Source organism: Rossellomorea aquimaris, from assembly GCF_003315075.1.
In the GTDB taxonomy this organism is placed as follows: domain Bacteria; phylum Bacillota; class Bacilli; order Bacillales; family Bacillaceae_B; genus Rossellomorea; species Rossellomorea aquimaris_C.
This window is the reverse complement of record NZ_QNRJ01000024.1, coordinates 21,391-38,847: the sequence shown is the minus strand read 5'-3', so window position 1 is coordinate 38,847 and position 17,457 is coordinate 21,391. Positions and strand designations below refer to the sequence as shown.

Sequence of the window (17,457 nt, the reverse complement as noted above, 5' to 3'; positions counted from 1 at the left end):
GGGGGATGGCACCATGAAAGATGTAATCACCATTGGAGATGCCATGATTACGATGAATCCGACATCAAAAGGACCTATGAGATTCGTTCATTCATTTGAACGGAATGTAGGGGGGGCGGAATTAAATGTAGCCATCGGATGCGCGCGGCTGGGGTTGGATACGGGCTGGATCAGCCGATTGGGGAATGATGAATTCGGCCGTTATATCCAGCATTTCGTGAGGGGGGAAGGAATCGATACTTCCCAGCTGAAGCTAGTAGACGGGTATCCTACTTCCGTTAATTTCAAAGAAGTACTGGAAGATGGGACTGGCCGGACGTTTTATTACCGGTTGAATTCTCCTACACTGACCCTCACGCCTGATAGTTTGGAAGAATCCTATATTGCCAATGCGAGAATTTTACATATTACGGGAGTATTTCTAGCGATCGATGAAAAAAATGTGGCAATCATCAAGCATGCGATCACTATGGCGAAACAGAATGACGTCCTCGTTTCCTGCGATCCAAATATCCGATTGAAATTGTGGAGCAAAGAGAGGGCGAGGGAAGTGATATCAGACATCCTTCCATTCGTGGATATCCTGCTGACAGGAACGGATGAGGCCGAGATCCTGTTTGACACCAAGAATGAAAAGGAAATCATCGAAAAGTCGAAACTGCTCGGGATCTCCTATATCGCCCTGAAAAAAGGTGAGGAAGGTTCGATTGGCTATCACAAAGGGGAAATCATTCAATCAGCTCCTGTCACAGCTAGGAAAGTGGTCGACACAGTGGGTGCGGGAGACGGATTCGATACTGGTTTTCTATATGGTGTCCTGCAGCAATGGCCGTTAAAGAAGATATTGATGTTTGCAAACACAATCGGTTCCATGGTGGTCAGTGTATCCGGTGATAATGAGGGACTTCCTTATCTGGAAGATGTACTGGTCCAGCTGGGGGAGAAGGAATTTATCGAACGCTGATTCACTGGATTCCTAAGATGGAGAGAGGGGAGGGGAGTTCACTCGATGATGAAGCGGATGATTGAAACGATTCTTCATGAGAATGCACTTGTGTTGGCGGGAGTTGACAAGAAAGAAACCGATGAGCTGCTCAAGAAGATTCAGGAAGCAACGCGAATCTTTCTATATGGTGAAGGACGTTCCGGGTTGATCGGTAAGGCATTTGCGATGAGGTTGATGCACTGTGGATACGACGTGTATGTCATTGGCGAGACGATCACGCCGAGCATCGACAAAGGGGATCTCATAATAGGAATCAGTGCATCGGGCACTTCGCCTTCGCTTTTACACCATTTTTCGAAAGCGGTAGAAGTGGGTGCTAGTACGTTTGTAGTAACAGCGTCTACCCAACATGGGCTGCTCCCGGAAGCAACACTTATAATTCCTGCAGCGACGAAGCAACGGCGCAAGGAAGAGCCTGCAACGATTCAGCCGCTTGGTAGCCAATTCGATCAAAGCGCACACCTGCTGCTGGATGCTATCATTCTAGCCCTTCTTGAAGGAAAGGATCATAACGGCGAACTGTTGCAAAGACATGCGAATGTAGAGTAATAATCCAAATTTAGTATGGAGATGAGAGTATGGGGGAAGTGAACGTATCACATGAGGAGCTGCGGCAATTGACTACCGCAAAACTTGTTGGGGCAGGCTTGGATTCACATCACGCCGGGGTTGTTGCCGATGTCCTGGTTCATGCCGACCTCCGAGGCGTCAGTTCCCACGGGGTCCTGAGAACCGAGCACTATGTCAGAAGGTTGCATGAAGGGGGAGTGAATAAGAACCCATCGTTCTCGTTTGAACAAACCGGACCTTGTTCAGGAATTTTCAACGGGGATGACGGCCTCGGTCATGTAGTCGCAAAGAACGCCATGGAAGAGGCGATCAAACTCGCCAAGCAAAGTGGGATCGGAATGATTACCGTCACAAATAGCAGCCATTGTGGAGCGTTATCCTATTTTGTCCAGCAGGCTGCTGAAGAAGGACTGATCGGTGTCGCTATGACGCATACCGATAAGATCGTCGTCCCCTTTGGAGGAGCGGAGCCCTTCCTAGGAACGAATCCGATCGCGTATGGATTCCCGGCAAAGAAACACAAGCCTATCATTTTGGATATGGCGACGAGCAATGTTGCTCTTGGAAAAATCCTTTACGCAAAGGAAGCAGGGAAGGACATCCCTGAAGGCTGGGGTGTAGATGAACAGGGAAGTGCAACGACGGACCCAAATAATGTAAGCGCATTAACCCCATTTGCAGGTCCAAAAGGATATGGACTCGGCATGGTGGTGGATATCTTCTCAGGACTATTAGCTGGCGCAGCCTTTGGTCCCCATATTTCGAAAATGTATGGCGACTATAACCAGCATCGGAAACTGGGACACTATGTCTGCGCGATCAATCCTACTTTTTTTACAAATAAAGAGGATTTCCTCAGCTCGATGGACAGGATGATCGATGAGCTTCATGGGGTGAAGCCTGCTGAAGGTTTCGATCAGGTACTCGTACCCGGGGAGCCGGAACAGATAAAGGAAGAGAAACATCTGAGAGAAGGGGTCCCGATGACCGAAACCGTTTATCAGTATCTGCAATCAGGAGAATGACAATTTACCTTGAAAGGGGTGATGAGGAGAGGGGTGTTTTCTTCAGGAAGATCAAACTCTTTAACGCATGTTCAAGGTGGAAATGAAAAAACAAGGGGGAAATGAAAATGAAAAAATTCAAATGGGTTGCGATGATCACAGCGATCATGCTGCTTCTTTCAGCTTGTGGATCGGAATCATCTTCAGGCAGCGGGGAAGAAAAAATAAAATGGAAATTCGGACACCTGGCGGATGAGAATCATATCTGGCATAAAACAGCTTTGGAGTTCGCTGATTTAGTCAAAGAAAAGACGGATGGCCAAATTGAAATCACAATCTATCCTAGTAATCAGTTGGGAGGGGAAACCGATACGATCAACAGCATCAAAGCGGGAACGGCCGACCTGGTCATTTCAGGTGAAACCATGGCAAACTGGTCACCGAAAGCTGCCTTGATGGCGGTACCATACGCATTCAGGGATGCAGACCACCTTCAAAAAGTGGTTGAGGGAGACATCGGTAAAGAGATTGAAGAAGAGATCAAAGATAAAGTCGGTCTGACACCTCTTTATTACCATACACGTGCACCTCGTAATTTAACGTCAAAAGAACCGATCAGTTCACCTGACGATTTGAAAGGATTCAGCATGCGCGTTCCGAACGTTCCTTTATTCCTTGATGCATGGAAAGCGGCAGGAGCGAAACCTCAGGTCATGGACTTCAATGAAGTATTCACCGGCTTACAGCAAAATGTGATCGATGGTCAGGAAAATCCTGTTGACCTTATCCACAGCGGCGGATTATATGAAGTGCAAGACTATGTGAATGAAACAGAGCATGTGTATTCATGGATTTATATCCTTGTTGGAAACAAGCAATTTGAAAAATTGAGCGATGAGAACAAGAAAGCGGTTCAAGAAGCGGCCAAGGAAGCTCAAGCATTCGGAAAAGACCTTTTTGACAAAGAGATCACAGAATATGAGAAGAAGCTGAAAGATGAAGGCATGAAATTCAATGAAGTCGATCAGGATGCTTTCCGCGAGGTGATGAAGCCGGCGATCAAAGAGAGCTTGACTGAGGAACAGTACAAATTATATGAAGAAATCCTGGCAGTGGAATAAACCATGTAAGGCATATGTTAAACATATGCCTTCTTTATAGAAAGGAGTGAGGGAGAATGAAGGGGACAAACATCCTTACACGATCACTGGAAGCGGCGACGATCTTATCGTTTCTCGGTGTCATCATAGTGGTGCTGATACAAATCCTTTCCCGGTATTTGCCATACACAGCCGTTTGGACAGAAGAACTCACGAGATTTCTGTTTATCTATGCAATCTCCTTCGGTGCACCGCTTGCACTGAAGAATAAAGAATTCATCAGCGTGGATATCTTAACGGGGTTATTGCCTAAAAGAATTCAAGAAATTTACGAAGCATTCATTTATTTAGTCGTTGTCGTTCTTTCCTTTGTCATTGCCTATCATGGATATACGTTCATTTCTGTCGGAAAAGGGCAGACATCAGCGACAATGGCCGTGGATATGTCAGTTATCCATGCGAGTATTTCTATATCCTTTGTGTTCATCGCCATCTATGCGATCATGCATGTCATGAACGCATTCATAAGTCCGAAAGAAAGGAGTGAAAGCTGATGTTAGCAGCTATTTTATTTATTTCATTTTTAATTCTTATCTTTATCAGTGTGCCCATCGCATTCAGCTTAGGGATCTCTTCCATCATTTATCTGCTTATCGCTGATATCCCTCTTTCCATCGTCCCTCAGAAAATGTTTGCAGGCATGAATTCCTTCGTACTGCTGTGCATACCTGGATTCATTTTAGCAGGAAACTTGATGAATGCAGGTGGGATCACAGAGCGCATCATCGGCTTTACGAATAATTTCGTCGGTCATATCAGAGGGGGACTGGGTCTTGCGAATGTAGGCTCTTCCATGGGGTTTGCCGGTATTTCGGGTACAGCCCTCGCAGATACTGCGAGTATAGGGGCCGTGATGATCCCGGCGATGAAAAAAGAGGGGTATGATGCAGACTTCTCGGCAGCCGTCACCTCGTCATCATCGACTGTTGGTCCAATCATTCCACCGTCATTGCCGATGATCATTGTTGGAACTCTCGCGAGCGTATCGATCGGGGATCTGTTCTTGGCCGGTGCCGTTCCTGGTGTCCTGCTGGGATTAAGTTTGATGCTCGTCACGTATGTCATTTCGGTGAAACGGAAATATCCGAAGGGTGAACGACAGCCGATCGGTGTGATCGCTAAATCGTTTACAGGTGCTTTCTGGGCATTATTAATGACCTTTGTTATTTTATTTGGGATTCTGGGAGGCTACTTTACGCCAACAGAAGCTTCAATCGTAGCCGTCGTGTATGCGTTAGTGGTCGGGATGTTCGTCTATAAGGAACTTAAATTGAAAGATCTTCCTAAGATCCTGCTGGATTCCATGGTCAGCACGGCCTCCATCATGTTCCTGGTCGGATTTGCCAATCTGTTCGGATGGATCTTGGTGAGTGAGCAGATTCCTATTCTTGTAGCAGATGGAATCCTCGGTATATCGGACAATCCGATTGTGGTCATTCTCTTAATCAACTTGTTGCTGTTGTTTGTAGGGACATTCATGGAAACCATCGCAGCGCTGGTCATATTATTTCCGGTCTTGTTACCGGTGGCATCCAGTGTCGGAATGGATCCCGTTCATTTCGGCGTGATGATGGTGCTGAATCTGGTCATCGGATTATCCACCCCCCCAGTCGGTGTGTGCTTATTCGTTGCCTCGAGTATCGGGAAGGTATCCATCGGGAAAACGTCAAAGGCATTGCTGCCCTTCTTAGGAGCGAGTCTCGTCGTGCTCTTACTGGTAGCCTTCATCCCTGAAATCACTCTATTCCTTCCTGGTTTATTTAAATAGAATAATAGAAAGAAAAGGAGTTGCTTATCCATGAAAGCCGTTCAAGTCACCGGACCACATCAGTTGAGCATTGTGGAAAGAGAGAAGCCTGTCATCACCCATGAACAAGATGTTTTGATCAAAGTGAAAATGGTCGGCATCTGCGGATCGGATATTCATATTTATCACGGTACCAACCCCCTTGCCACCTTACCGAGAGTCATCGGACATGAAGTCACAGGGGTAGTGGAGGCTGTCGGGGATGAAGTAGACACGCTTTCTGTAGGGGATAAGGTAGTCCTTGAACCGATCGAGTCCTGCGGTCAGTGTTATGCATGCCGCTCAGGCCGGGGAAATGTGTGCAGTAACCTCGAAGTTTACGGTGTCCACCGTGACGGAGGCATGCAGGAATACATGGTCATACCGCAAAAGCTGGTCCATAAAGTGGACGAAGAATTGGGCTATAAAGAATCGGTCCTGGTCGAACCGTTTACAATCGGTGCACAGGCGAATTGGCGCGGTGATGTCAGGGGTGGGGACACTGTTTTCATTATGGGCGCCGGACCGATCGGTCTATGTTGTCTTAAAGTAGCGAAAACAAAAGGCGCTACCGTGATCATCAGTGACTTAAATGAAAGCCGTCTTGCTTTTGCCAAAGAGTGGGGGGCGGATCATACGATAGATGCTTCTAACGTTAATGTCATAGATGAAGTCATGAAGATGACGAAACAGGAGGGAGCAAACGTGGTCATTGATGCCGTCTGTATCCCGCAAACCTTTGAACAAGCCATCGAAGCAGCATCAGCAGCAGGGCGGGTCGTTGTCCTCGGGTTCGACGAAAGGCCATCTCAGATCACGCAGCTGCCGATCACGAAAAAGGAAGTGACGATCACCGGTTCAAGACTGCAGACCAATCAATTCCCGATCATCATCGAGATGTTCAATGACAGGACAATCGATACGAGGGGAATGGTGACGCAGGAATTCCCGGTAGACCGAATCGAAGAAGCGATCCGCTTAATCGAGACATCACCAGAAGACGTACGGAAGGTGGTTATTTCGTTCGGGTGAGGCAAGAGACTCTAATGAAGGAAGGGAAGATACGCTATGATCAAAAAAATCGACATACTGAATCGAATGATGGAGTCCGGAGTAGTGGCAGTGGTGCGTGCAGAAAATAAGAGAGATGCAGAACGGATATCGGATGCCTGCATCCAGGGTGGGATCAAGGCTATAGAAGTCACCTTCACGGTCCCGGGGGCTGAAGAGGTGATCCGCTCGTTGAAAAGCACGTTTGGAACAGAAGAACTCATCCTTGGGGCTGGAAGTGTCCTGGATAGCGAGACAGCCAGAATCGCCCTATTGGCGGGTGCAGAGTATATTGTCAGTCCTTGCTTTGATAGAGAAACGGCTAAGCTGTGCAATCGATATGGGATTCCATACATGCCGGGCTGCATGACGATTACAGAAATGAAGACCGCTATGGAATATGGTGCCGATGTCGTGAAGTTGTTCCCTGGGAATACGTTCGCACCTTCCATCATTTCATCCATTAGAGGGCCGATCCCTCAAATCTCTGTGATGCCTACAGGAGGGGTCAACCTACAAAATGCAGCAGAGTGGATCAAAAGCGGAGCGGTTGCCATAGGGATCGGAAGCGACCTGACCAAGCCTGCGTCCCTTGGAAACTATGATGAAGTGACAAAATTGGCAACACAATATTGCGAGATTGTGAGAGAAGCAAGAACGGCAAAAATGTATACATAAGAAGAGGAGGTTCAATCGATGAAGATGACATTCAGATGGTATGGAGAAGGAAATGATAGTATCTCCCTCCAGCAGATCAAACAGATACCTGGTGTGGAAGGGATCGTCTGGGCGCTCCATGATGTCCCTGCCGGGGATGAGTGGCCCTCAGAGAAGATAGAGGAAGTCAAGAACCACGCTGAACAATTCGGTTTGAACATTGATGTTGTGGAAAGTGTAAACGTTCACGAAGATATAAAACTTGGTTTGCCTTCACGTGACCAATACATTGAAAACTATAAACGAACGATCGAAAAATTGGCCGCTGCCGGTGTGAAAGTGATCTGCTATAATTTCATGCCGGTCTTTGACTGGACAAGAACCGAATTATTTAAGGAAATGGAAGATGGTTCAACAGCCCTATTTTTTGAAAAAGCAAAAGTGGAAGATATGGATCCATTCGAATTGGTCGAAAAGATCTCAAGTAACTCCGCTTTCACCATGCCTGGGTGGGAGCCGGAAAGATTGTCGAAGCTGAAGGAATTATTCGAAGCCTATAAACAGGTCACGGAAGAAGACTTATTTAATCACCTCGAATATTTTCTAAAAGAAATCATACCGGTTGCCGAGGAGAACAATATCAAAATGGGAATCCACCCAGATGATCCTCCTTTCTCTATATTTGGATTGCCGAGGATTATAACAAATAAACAAAATATCAAGAGAGTCCTTTCTCTTGTGGACAGTCCTTCCAATGGGGTGACCCTATGCAGCGGATCCCTCGGTGCGAACTCTGGGAATAATGTAGCGGATATGGTCAGAGAATTCTCCAATCGAATTCCATTTGCTCATATCCGAAATGTAAAGGTATATGAAAATGGAGATTTCATAGAGACTTCCCACAGATCGAAGGATGGGTCTGTCGATATCCTTGAAATCATGAAAGCCTACCATGAAAAAGGCTTTACAGGATATGCAAGACCTGACCATGGCAGACATATTTGGGGAGAAGAGTGCAGACCTGGATATGGCCTTTATGATCGAGGGCTTGGCATCATGTACCTATGGGGAATATGGGATTCCCTAGAACGTGCTGGGAGGAATGCATAATGCTGCCTCAACATGAAAGCTTGAATGGAAAAGTGGCTGCAGTTACGGGAGGCAGCGGAGTACTCTGCCGTTCGATGGCACTAGAACTCGCCAGACAGGGAGTGAAGGTCGCGATCCTTAATCGGACAGCAGAGAAAGGAGAAGCAGTGGCTAAAGAAATCAGAGAGTCAGGCGGTGAAGCCATTGCCATCTCTTGTAATGTACTTGATGCTGAAAGTGTGAAGGAAGCGGAAAAGGTTATCATCGGGGAATTGGGCATTTGTGATATCTTAATCAATGGAGCAGGAGGTAATGACCCTCGTGGTACCACTTCTAACGAAACATTAAACGTGGAAGACTTGGACACAGAAGGGATCAAAACATTCTTTGACCTTTCTCCAGAAGGATTTGGATTTGTCTTTGACCTTAATATCCTCGGTACACTGATTCCGACCCAGGTTTTCGCGAAAAATATGGTGAATCGGAAAGGTGCCGTCATTATCAACATGTCCTCCATGAGCTCACCGTCTCCCATGACGAAAGTACCCGCCTATAGTGCAGCGAAAGCAGGGATCGATAACTTTACCAAATGGCTCGCGGTTCACATGGCGGACTCTGGTATTCGCATCAACGCCATCGCGCCAGGCTTCTTTTTGACCGAGCAAAACAAGACATTATTAACTCATGAAGACGGCAGTTTAACAGAGAGATCAACTAAAATCATCTCTCAAACCCCCATGCGCAGATTCGGTAAACCTGAGGACTTACTGGGTACGTTATTATGGCTTGTTGACGAGGATACAGCAGGGTTTGTAACAGGTATTACGGTACCTGTTGATGGTGGATTTATGTCTTATTCGGGGGTTTAGTAGTATTTTAATGGAAGACTAAGATAGCCAGGTGTACGAATGCTCCATAACAAAGCCGGTAATCATAGCGATTACCGGCTTTGTTTCGCATCATTGATAGTTAATGATAGCAGGGCTCGGCTCCATCTTCAACACATCCTCCGGCTCCATGACCGGCACATCTTTATTATAAAAGATCTTGAATGCCCCGTATTGTTTCGGTTCTTCACGTATGTACTTCCCGTACAGGGCCTGCTTGTCTGCGGATGCTCCCCAGCCGTCGAAGTTTATGGCGATTTCGACGTTGTCTGTTGGTTGGATCGCCTCTTTATTCGATAGGACGGCACCGGTGAATTGGTGGACGAGGACGAATTTATCCGGGAGGTTATTCTTTTCCGTAAGCTCCGATACATACTCGACTGCCTTCTGGATTTCCTTCCCGTCCACTTGTCCAAGATCATCTCCGGGTTTTTCCCCTTCAGCTACGTGGAATTCCGTATCGATTGCCAGGTGAACATGGGGGTGCTTAAGCCACTTTTCGACCATTTTCACCTGCTCCATGACGGTGTCTGTACCGAGCTGAATATCGAGCAACACCAGAGCGTCATGCTTCTCCGCAAGCTCCACATATTTTTCAATATTTTCTTCCGACGTCATGCGCACATAGTCTCCATCAGGACCCGGCTCACTCTGGGCCATCGTCGTAATCAACTCGATCGTCGGTACCGCCGGCCGGTCGGGATCAGCGTCGGAATAGGCCTGCGTCTGTTCCTTCAGCTTCTTCATGTATTCCTCAGGCTCTAACTCGCCCAGAATCCCCATATTTTCAGAATCTGGCGTTCCGTAATAGGCGACCAACCGATGATTCTTTAATGGTCCATCGGATGGATCTTCCAACCCTTCTGCCAGCGTTTCACCCGCAGGAACCGTACGCTCTGGATTTCCGCCCAGCAACGCCTGCATATCAGGGATTTCCTGCTGTTCCTTTTCTGATAGGCTTTTATCCAAAGCCACAGCATCTTCAGACGGTTTCAACGGTTTAAAGGGCTGTTCGGGCTTTTCTGGTTTTTCGTTTTCCGCTTTTTTCTCGTTTGATTTGTCCTGTTCGGAAGACGGCGCATCCTTCTTACTCTCCTCTGTGCTCGAAGGATCAGCGCACGCTCCCAGTATAAGTACCCCGGCTGCAAGTAGCAGCGATACCTTTTTCATTGCCTCACACACCCTTTTTATATAGAAGAATATGGAGGACTTTAACACATTTTCCTGTACATGAAACCTATGTAAAGAAATTGATAGGAATTTTTAATCTAAACGTTCATGCTGGTGGTTGGACGGGGAAGGTTCGTATTCTTCATAAAGGAGGGATTTACCGCCCATCCTTAGATTTAGAAAATACTATCTTGCATAAATATCTTATTAAACAACGTGGTTCCCGCGACCTACCACAAATAATCAATTAAATTTACCTTCTAGCATTCTATTTAACTCATCACATACTCAATACAACGCTCCGCAAACTCCAGTACCTCATCCGAAATCGGATACAGGCCGGTTTCCTCTACAGGCTGTTTCCGTACTTCCCAGAATTTATCCATTAACTCTTTATCTCCTTGGAACATGTCATTTGATAGTTCCAGTAACTTGGTCCCGATTTGAAAGCCTTCTTCTGATTCAGGCTTCACACTGTGTTTGATGCATGATTCCATTCGCCGGATTAATGAAATATACTGCTGGGTTGTTTCGTCGTTGTCACTGAGGTTTGGGACGGACTTTTGTAAGAGGACCTGTTCATCTTCTTGAAAATAATCCATCCACTTCTTTGAGCTGTGTTGTGAACGGCGGACCAGTTCGGAGACACGTTCCCAGGGTAAAGATTCTTCCAGTTCCATCATATGAATTAATGAAGTCGTATAGGAGATGCTTGTTTGAAGTGTCGAAAGTTGTTCTTGCAGGTAATTGTAGTGTGAGACGAGAACTTGTTTGAAAGATAGTTTATCTAAAATATCGCGAATATCCTCCAAGGGGAGTGATAAAGATTTTAGGATGATGATTTTCTCTAATGTAAATAAGTCCTTTTCTGAATAATAACGCTTTCCGCTCGCATCCTTAAAGCTTGGTGTAAGGAGGTTAATCTGATCGTAATAGCGAAGTGCGCGAATGGATATATTCCGCTCTTTGGCTACCTCTCCGGTGGTCCATCTTTTCATTCCATTCCCTCCTGAAAAAAAAGCTTGCAGGTGACGTAACGTCATCTCCTATAGTTGGATTATACCATATATAGGAAGAGGGAAGATGGATGGAAAAGAGTCAAAGGAACTGGAAAGAACAGGACGCGTGGGGTTGGAAAGAATTCATATCATTGATGTTTCTTGAATTTGGTTTGGTGATCGGATGTATTAAATTCGTGGTTAAGCCCCTTTATTCTGACTGGCTTGGAAATGAACTGTATGCCGGAACATTAATAGGGTTAAACATAGCCATAATCCTCCTTTCAGGTGTCTATTTGATTGCACTCCGTCCAAAAAAGCTTTCCTGGAGTGAAGTAGGGGTTAAATCTTTCTCTGTTAAAGATTGGAAAATCATTATCACCTATTCTGTCATTTTATTGGTTGGTGCCGTGATCATTGTAGTACTGACCAGTTTCATAGGCAATTCGTGGGAGAACAGCAAAACAGAGGCCATGCAGCAAGATGCAACGATCTTTACAATAATGATTGCCTTTATCTCTGCGGCCATTATCTCACCAATATACGAAGAAATTTTTTACCGGGGCTTCTTATATCGCTGGTTGCGTACACGAATAGGATTTACTGGAGCGCTCATCCTTAGCTCGCTCATTTTTACCATCATCCATATCCCGACTTATAACGTCATGCCGGTAAATTTCTTTAGCGGGGTCCTTTTTGCTTTAGCGTATGAACGTACCCATTCCATCTGGCCAGCGGTTTTGGTCCACGGTATAACGAATGGAATGATGGTGTTGTTGACAAGTTTGGGGTAACTAAAAAGAAAAGCCAACTTTATAAATGGGGAGAGTGCCTACATGTTCAACCATTTTAATTTTGAAACGATTTACAGGGAACGAGATGTTTCCACACCACTAGTCGTCATGATGTGTGGTGTGGCCGGTTCGGGGAAAACGACATTCTCGCAGCAACTTGAGAATAATGGGTTTGTGCGTCTATCCATTGATGAAGAAATATGGGCGACTCATGGTCGTTATGGGATTGATTTCCCTATGGAAAAGATGGAGGAGTATAAGAAAGAGGCAGAAAGAAAATTGCGCAATCACTTATTGAAGTTCATTCACGATAAACAACAGGTGGTCATCGACTTCAGTTTCTGGGACCGTGCAAGGAGGGACGAGTATAAACAACTCATCGAACAGTCTGGGGGAAAATGGAAACTGATTTATATAAACGTTTCCCCTGATGATCTGCGTGAACGCCTTAAAATAAGGAACAAGCGCTGTGATGCCAATGCGTTCCCGATTACAGAAGAAGTGTTAACTTCCTACCTGAATGGTTTTGAAGTTCCTGAGGGGGAAGGGGAAATAGTTGTTGAGAATTAGGGAGCCGGTGGGACAGGTACCTTGGTTCAATTTTGCATAAGAGCCGTGGTACCTGTCCCCGTGGCTTTTAGTTACCCCCATCTACTGGGCCGTGATTACCATTTTGCTGATGATTTGTATATGAATACTGTGTAGCTGAAAATTCATTTTCAGTGTAGCTACGCTTTTTATACGAATGTCTTTTGTCATACCATACTGCAAAGAGCAAAATGCCTACAATGGGTAACAAAATAATTAACCAAACCATTTCGATCATCGCCTTCCTTATTTCATCTCTTTATTTTACCATAAAATTGTAATTCAATAAAAGTAATAATAGAATATTCAGAAAACTCTAAGGGGTGTTCTTACGAATTTTCATGGCTACTGTTTCTCGGGTGTGTGTCCCTTTAATAAATTTAAAGAACTCCTATGGAAGTAGTATAATTAAACCTTCTTACAATAGTCTTTTTAAAAGGGTGCCATAACCTACTTCCATATATCATCTAATCCGTCATATACTCATTCACCAACTCATAACACCGATCCTTCGTCGACTCGTATAAAGAAATGTACCACGCCACATTTTCAAACGTCCCGCCTTCATACTTCAGTCTTTCTTTCTCGGCTTTCGCTTCTTTCTGTTCGATCCATTTAACCTGTTCCGCTTTTAACTCCTTCATGACCTCTGGAGATAATTCTTTTTTCAAAAGGGAATAAATCTCATTTAATGCATCGTCATACCTTTCGTAAGACACCCCATAGTAATTTTTCATAGCGTTTGTCACGCCTTTATCTGAATCCTTCTTATCTGGCATGGCATCAAGTTCCTTTTGGATGTTGTCCAGTTTGTTCAGATATTCTGTTTTACCCGCTACTTTGGATAGGGGAGTATGATCTTCCTCACTACTGTCTACCTGAGCGTTGCTATCTTCCACTGATGATTCTTCCGCTTGATTCTCCTCGTTCTTATCGGATTCCACCGTACTTTCTGTAGACGAATCATCGGTACTTGCTGGTATCGTATCAGAAGTAATATTGTTTGGGGATTTTGTCTTTAGTATGATTTCTAACAGACCAAGGGACCTGTCCCCGTGGTACTTCCCGCGGTCCCTGGAATAATTCCATCCCTGTAGGGGAAGCTAATCTGAATAAACCGTTTTCCCTCTTCTGCCTGAGAAGAGGGTTTTTAGCGATGAACAGGGCGAAAGGATGGAATGTGTAATGGAGTTGGATTGGATTTGGAAAGCGGTTCTCATTGTTGTGGCGGGAACTTTATTGTTAAGAGTGGCCGGGAGGAAGTCGATTTCCCAGATGACGTTGACGCAGACGGTCATTATGATCGGAATCGGATCATTATTAATTCAACCGGTTGCCGGAAAGAATATCTGGACCACGATCGGTGTCGGGCTTGTTCTGGTCTTGACGCTGATGGTCATGGAATATTTGCAGGTGAAATCCGATCGTGTAGAACGAATGATCACGGGGAAATCCAAGCTTCTCATGGAAAATGGCCAATTGATTGAAAAGAACTTTAAGAAGTTACGAATGACGGTGGATCAGCTTGAAATGAAACTGAGGCAGCAGGGAGTCAGTAAACTTTCGGATGTGAAATGGGCGACGCTGGAGCCGAATGGACAAGTCGGGGTGGAATTGATGCCCCAGGCGAAGCCGGTGACAATGAAAGATTTTGAACAACTACAGGCACAAGTACAGAGGCTGATCACTATGCTTGAAGTACAACCTTCCACGAGAAGGCCGGTCAGTCACGAAGTAGGAGGGGAAGATATATTTAAAGAGATCCAATATCCCTCTGCCGTCACACCTCCTCCGAAACATCTTCAGTAGTGATGAAGGTGGGTTGATCTAGCGGATAATCCTGCTTTTACAACGGTCATTTGAGTACCTGAAAAAAGTTCCTGAGTAGTCTGCTTCAGGGACTTTTTTGTTTGGCGGTGAAGGGCTGGATTGCTACGTGGCCACCCTGGATTTCAATTCATCTCCGGCATGATTGCCCCTATTTTACACCAAACAAATGAATTTTTAAGTGAAATTGAATCATTTAGTCGATTTTCATGTCTTTTGCGTAAGACTGACAGGGGAAATAAGGGTAATATAGGGCTCTCGCCTGATTTATGATCCGGTTTTCGTTAATTATGATCCGTTTGTCGAAAAATGACAAATCGACAGCCTGCCGCTAAATTTGGTCCCTGCAACCCGCGCTCTTCCCATTCCCTTCATGTTACCCGTGAGCTCAATATTCCTACGGGCTACAATCTCTTATTCTTCCATTATGTAATGATTTCCTAAAAACTTCCCATCCTGTACATACATTGTTAATAGTTTCGTAATATTTACCCTCTAAGATGAAATCAACAGCAAAGTTCAACCGAGCAAAATCAATAGAGGAGGAAACAAAAATGCTAGAACATAATCAAAATGAAGAAATGAAGCATATAGAATCAGACAATACGGAATCCGTGAAGAAAGAGGAAATGCAAAGAAGCCCGAAGCCGAAGAAGCCTTTTAAAGGACGGGGCTTTCTAAACACTGTAGGTGCCGGGATCATCGGTTCGGTCCTGACTCTGACGGTATTGCCTCAAACCGACTACTATCAGAACCTGGCTCAGCCGGGCATCGAACAGTCAGCAGGTGACAAAGGCGAGGTGGAGTCTTCGGGTGATTCGGGAATCAATCCCACAACGGTATCAACAAGTAGTGGCGATATAGCGAACATTGTGGAAGATGCCTCTGAATCGATTGTCGGAATCGTCAATTATCAGCAACAGAATGGCATGGGGGCTTCACAAGCTGCTCAAGCAGGGACAGGTTCAGGCGTTCTCTTCAAAAAAGACGGGGACAGTGCTTATATCATCACCAACAACCATGTCATTGAAGGGGCTTCCAAGATTGAGGTTTCCCTCCATGACGGTGAAAAAACCAACGCGGAGCTGGTCGGGGCCGATCCGTTGACTGACCTTGCCGTATTGAAGATCGATGAGAAATATGCGGACAATCTGTTGGAAGTAGGGGACTCCAGTGCATTGCGTGCCGGTGAACAGGTGATCGCGATCGGGAACCCCCTTGGACTCGATCTATCAAGAACGGTGACACAAGGAATTGTCAGTGCCGTCGATCGTACCATCCCGGTTCAGACATCTAAAGGTGAATCTGAATTGAATGTCATCCAAACAGACGCGGCGATCAATCCGGGTAACAGTGGAGGGGCACTTCTGAATTCAAAGGGTGAGCTGATCGGAATCAACAGCGCGAAGATCTCAAACTCCGGTGTAGAAGGACTTGGCTTTGCCATTCCAAGTAAGGATTTCCAGCCGATCGTCAAGGAAATCATCGAAACAGGTAAGGTGGAGCGTCCGTATATCGGAATTGGAATGACGAATCTAACGGATGTTCCCCGCCAATACTTGAAAGATTTGCCGAGTGAAGTAGAAGCAGGGGTGATTGTCGCCAATATCGATAAAACATCCGCGGCAGCAGGAGCCGGAATCAATGAGGGCGATGTCATCACCGAGCTTAATGGCCAATCAGTAGCGGATGTGGCCGACTTGAGAAGGCAGTTGTACGCTGACCTGAAAGTGGGGGATATGATTGATTTGACCATTTTCCGTGGTGGAGAAGAAATGACGATCAGTTTGACTTTGACTAGTAATGCGATGGTTAACTAATTGATTTTGTGAGGGGTGCCTGGTACGGATTGGGTGTTTGGTGCCAGGCACAAACCGAGTGAATTGTACCAGGCACAAACCAAGAAAATGGTACCAGGTACCAACAAGTACAATCGAAAATGAATGACAAAGGAGAGCGGATAAGTGGATAAAAAGAAGCGTTCGATCACGTTATGGAGTGTTATAGGGGGCATTGTCGTCGTCGGCACGATGCTTGCGATGTTTGGTTTTTCGAAAGAGGAAGTGGTGGCGAAGGTGGGAAGCAAGTCGATCAGTAAAGAGGATTTGTATTCGACGCTTGTGGATCAGTATGGGGAAGCAGCCCTTGATACACTGATTGCCGAGAAGATTGTGGAGCTAGAGGGTGACAAAGAAGACATCAGCGTCAAGGATAGTGAGATTGATGAGGAACTGAAGTCAATGAAAGACTCCTATGGAGGCGAAGAGGCATTCGATGAGGCATTGGCTTCGAGCGGAGCGAGTCTTGATAGTGTCAAAGAGAATATCCGATCCTTTTTAATAACGGAAAAGTTGCTGAAGGACAGAATCTCGATTTCGGATGATCAGATCAAAGAATACTTTGAAGCGAATAAGGATACGTTTGCCCAGGAAGAACAGGTAGAGGCAAGTCATATTCTGGTTGAAGATGAAAAAACGGCTCAGGAAGTGAAGAAAAAGCTTGATGACGGAGGGGATTTTGCCGAGCTTGCGAAAGAATATTCCACTGATACGTCCAATGCCGAGTCAGGCGGGGAGCTGGGCTTTTTTGCAAAAGGTGAGATGGTGACGGAATTCGATGAGAAGGCGTTTGCCATGAAGAAGGGTGAAATCAGTGAGCCGGTTAAGACGGAATTTGGCTACCATATCATCAAGGTGACGGGTAAGAAAGACGCGAAAGAAGCGGTTCTTGCCGATCGTAAAGAGGAAATCAAGGACATCCTGTTTGATCAGGCCCTTCAAACCGAGTATGGAACGTGGATCCAGAAAAAGAAAGAGGATTACAAGATCGAAAATCTTTTGAAAGTTTCATAATCCGGCCATGGTTTGTTCA

General features: G+C 45.6%; 18 protein-coding genes. 15 read left to right on the top strand and 3 right to left on the bottom strand.

What is annotated here, in order from left to right; translation table 11 throughout:
- Positions 1 to 13 precede the first annotated feature (13 nt).
- The 10 genes from DET59_RS18910 (at position 14) to DET59_RS18865 (ending at position 9,191) form a co-directional block, all read left to right on the top strand.
- Positions 14 to 964 carry a sugar kinase gene (locus tag DET59_RS18910; protein ID WP_113971170.1) on the top strand — a complete coding sequence of 317 codons (951 nt, stop codon included), beginning with the start codon at positions 14 to 16 and terminating at the stop codon, positions 962 to 964.
- A gap of 45 nt (positions 965 to 1,009) precedes the next feature.
- Positions 1,010 to 1,555, top strand: a complete 546-nt coding sequence (gene hxlB, locus DET59_RS18905; protein ID WP_258549739.1) for a 6-phospho-3-hexuloisomerase — start codon at positions 1,010 to 1,012, stop codon at positions 1,553 to 1,555.
- 29 nt (positions 1,556 to 1,584) lie between these two features.
- On the top strand, positions 1,585 to 2,601 hold the full coding sequence (allD, locus tag DET59_RS18900) for an ureidoglycolate dehydrogenase (RefSeq protein ID WP_113971152.1): 1,017 nt from the start codon (positions 1,585 to 1,587) through the stop codon (positions 2,599 to 2,601).
- 107 nt (positions 2,602 to 2,708) lie between these two features.
- The gene (locus DET59_RS18895; RefSeq protein WP_113971151.1) at positions 2,709 to 3,701 is read left to right on the top strand and encodes a TRAP transporter substrate-binding protein; all 993 of its coding nucleotides are present in this window, start codon (positions 2,709 to 2,711) and stop codon (positions 3,699 to 3,701) included.
- Positions 3,702 to 3,757: 56 nt separating this feature from the next.
- Positions 3,758 to 4,234 carry a TRAP transporter small permease gene (locus DET59_RS18890; RefSeq protein WP_113971150.1) on the top strand — a complete coding sequence of 159 codons (477 nt, stop codon included), beginning with the start codon at positions 3,758 to 3,760 and terminating at the stop codon, positions 4,232 to 4,234.
- Positions 4,234 to 5,508, top strand: a complete 1,275-nt coding sequence (locus tag DET59_RS18885; RefSeq protein ID WP_113971149.1) for a TRAP transporter large permease — start codon at positions 4,234 to 4,236, stop codon at positions 5,506 to 5,508. Before DET59_RS18890 ends, DET59_RS18885 begins: the two co-directional genes overlap by 1 nt.
- A 30-nt stretch (positions 5,509 to 5,538) precedes the next feature.
- Complete coding sequence (locus DET59_RS18880) at positions 5,539 to 6,558, top strand: zinc-binding alcohol dehydrogenase family protein (protein ID WP_113971148.1); 1,020 nt, start codon at positions 5,539 to 5,541, stop codon at positions 6,556 to 6,558.
- A 36-nt stretch (positions 6,559 to 6,594) separates the two neighbouring features.
- The gene (locus DET59_RS18875; protein WP_113971147.1) at positions 6,595 to 7,254 is read left to right on the top strand and encodes a bifunctional 4-hydroxy-2-oxoglutarate aldolase/2-dehydro-3-deoxy-phosphogluconate aldolase; all 660 of its coding nucleotides are present in this window, start codon (positions 6,595 to 6,597) and stop codon (positions 7,252 to 7,254) included.
- 18 nt (positions 7,255 to 7,272) lie between these two features.
- Positions 7,273 to 8,343: a mannonate dehydratase gene (gene uxuA / locus DET59_RS18870; protein ID WP_113971146.1), complete on the top strand. Its 1,071-nt coding sequence runs from the start codon at positions 7,273 to 7,275 to the stop codon at positions 8,341 to 8,343.
- Positions 8,343 to 9,191 carry an SDR family oxidoreductase gene (locus DET59_RS18865; RefSeq protein WP_113971145.1) on the top strand — a complete coding sequence of 283 codons (849 nt, stop codon included), beginning with the start codon at positions 8,343 to 8,345 and terminating at the stop codon, positions 9,189 to 9,191. The genes uxuA and DET59_RS18865 overlap by 1 nt, the downstream gene beginning before the upstream one ends.
- Positions 9,192 to 9,281: 90 nt before the next feature.
- Here DET59_RS18865 and DET59_RS18860 read toward each other — a convergent pair whose 3' ends face one another.
- Positions 9,282 to 10,379 (bottom strand): hypothetical protein, encoded by a 1,098-nt coding sequence (locus tag DET59_RS18860; protein ID WP_113971144.1) that lies wholly within the window; start codon positions 10,377 to 10,379, stop codon positions 9,282 to 9,284.
- A 272-nt stretch (positions 10,380 to 10,651) separates the two neighbouring features.
- A complete protein-coding gene (locus tag DET59_RS18855) occupies positions 10,652 to 11,377 on the bottom strand; it encodes a MerR family transcriptional regulator (protein WP_113971143.1) in 726 nt (241 codons plus the stop codon).
- A gap of 89 nt (positions 11,378 to 11,466) precedes the next feature.
- Between DET59_RS18855 and DET59_RS18850 the strand changes: the two genes are divergently transcribed.
- Both DET59_RS18850 and DET59_RS18845 read left to right on the top strand, forming a co-directional pair.
- Complete coding sequence (locus DET59_RS18850) at positions 11,467 to 12,171, top strand: CPBP family intramembrane glutamic endopeptidase (RefSeq protein WP_113971142.1); 705 nt, start codon at positions 11,467 to 11,469, stop codon at positions 12,169 to 12,171.
- 42 nt (positions 12,172 to 12,213) lie between these two features.
- Complete coding sequence (locus DET59_RS18845) at positions 12,214 to 12,741, top strand: P-loop nucleotide/nucleoside kinase family protein (RefSeq protein ID WP_113971141.1); 528 nt, start codon at positions 12,214 to 12,216, stop codon at positions 12,739 to 12,741.
- A gap of 485 nt (positions 12,742 to 13,226) precedes the next feature.
- Here the strand turns inward: DET59_RS18845 and DET59_RS21890 are convergent, their stop codons facing one another.
- Complete coding sequence (locus DET59_RS21890) at positions 13,227 to 13,703, bottom strand: lysozyme inhibitor LprI family protein (RefSeq protein WP_258549738.1); 477 nt, start codon at positions 13,701 to 13,703, stop codon at positions 13,227 to 13,229.
- A gap of 241 nt (positions 13,704 to 13,944) precedes the next feature.
- Between DET59_RS21890 and DET59_RS18835 the strand changes: the two genes are divergently transcribed.
- The 3 genes from DET59_RS18835 (at position 13,945) to DET59_RS18825 (ending at position 17,438) form a co-directional block, all read left to right on the top strand.
- Positions 13,945 to 14,568: a DUF421 domain-containing protein gene (locus tag DET59_RS18835; RefSeq protein ID WP_113971139.1), complete on the top strand. Its 624-nt coding sequence runs from the start codon at positions 13,945 to 13,947 to the stop codon at positions 14,566 to 14,568.
- Between the two features lie 572 nt (positions 14,569 to 15,140).
- Positions 15,141 to 16,406, top strand: a complete 1,266-nt coding sequence (locus DET59_RS18830) for a S1C family serine protease (RefSeq protein WP_113971138.1) — start codon at positions 15,141 to 15,143, stop codon at positions 16,404 to 16,406.
- A gap of 144 nt (positions 16,407 to 16,550) precedes the next feature.
- Positions 16,551 to 17,438 carry a peptidylprolyl isomerase gene (locus DET59_RS18825; protein WP_113971137.1) on the top strand — a complete coding sequence of 296 codons (888 nt, stop codon included), beginning with the start codon at positions 16,551 to 16,553 and terminating at the stop codon, positions 17,436 to 17,438.
- Positions 17,439 to 17,457: the final 19 nt, after the last annotated feature.

Bases quoted from the DNA above. Each gene is read 5' to 3' on its own strand.
- DET59_RS18910 (WP_113971170.1), top strand. From the start codon at position 14: ATGAAAGATGTAATCACCATTGGAGATGCCATGATTACGATGAATCCG.
- DET59_RS18845 (WP_113971141.1), top strand. From the start codon at position 12,214: ATGTTCAACCATTTTAATTTTGAAACGATTTACAGGGAACGAGATGTT.
- DET59_RS18855 (WP_113971143.1), bottom strand. From the start codon at position 11,377: ATGAAAAGATGGACCACCGGAGAGGTAGCCAAAGAGCGGAATATATCC.
- DET59_RS18830 (WP_113971138.1), top strand. From the start codon at position 15,141: ATGCTAGAACATAATCAAAATGAAGAAATGAAGCATATAGAATCAGAC.
- uxuA (WP_113971146.1), top strand. From the start codon at position 7,273: ATGAAGATGACATTCAGATGGTATGGAGAAGGAAATGATAGTATCTCC.
- DET59_RS18860 (WP_113971144.1), bottom strand. From the start codon at position 10,379: ATGAAAAAGGTATCGCTGCTACTTGCAGCCGGGGTACTTATACTGGGA.
- DET59_RS18895 (WP_113971151.1), top strand. From the start codon at position 2,709: ATGAAAAAATTCAAATGGGTTGCGATGATCACAGCGATCATGCTGCTT.
- DET59_RS18835 (WP_113971139.1), top strand. From the start codon at position 13,945: ATGGAGTTGGATTGGATTTGGAAAGCGGTTCTCATTGTTGTGGCGGGA.
- DET59_RS18880 (WP_113971148.1), top strand. From the start codon at position 5,539: ATGAAAGCCGTTCAAGTCACCGGACCACATCAGTTGAGCATTGTGGAA.
- DET59_RS18865 (WP_113971145.1), top strand. From the start codon at position 8,343: ATGCTGCCTCAACATGAAAGCTTGAATGGAAAAGTGGCTGCAGTTACG.
- DET59_RS18890 (WP_113971150.1), top strand. From the start codon at position 3,758: ATGAAGGGGACAAACATCCTTACACGATCACTGGAAGCGGCGACGATC.
- DET59_RS18850 (WP_113971142.1), top strand. From the start codon at position 11,467: ATGGAAAAGAGTCAAAGGAACTGGAAAGAACAGGACGCGTGGGGTTGG.
- DET59_RS18875 (WP_113971147.1), top strand. From the start codon at position 6,595: ATGATCAAAAAAATCGACATACTGAATCGAATGATGGAGTCCGGAGTA.
- DET59_RS18885 (WP_113971149.1), top strand. From the start codon at position 4,234: ATGTTAGCAGCTATTTTATTTATTTCATTTTTAATTCTTATCTTTATC.
- allD (WP_113971152.1), top strand. From the start codon at position 1,585: ATGGGGGAAGTGAACGTATCACATGAGGAGCTGCGGCAATTGACTACC.
- hxlB (WP_258549739.1), top strand. From the start codon at position 1,010: ATGATGAAGCGGATGATTGAAACGATTCTTCATGAGAATGCACTTGTG.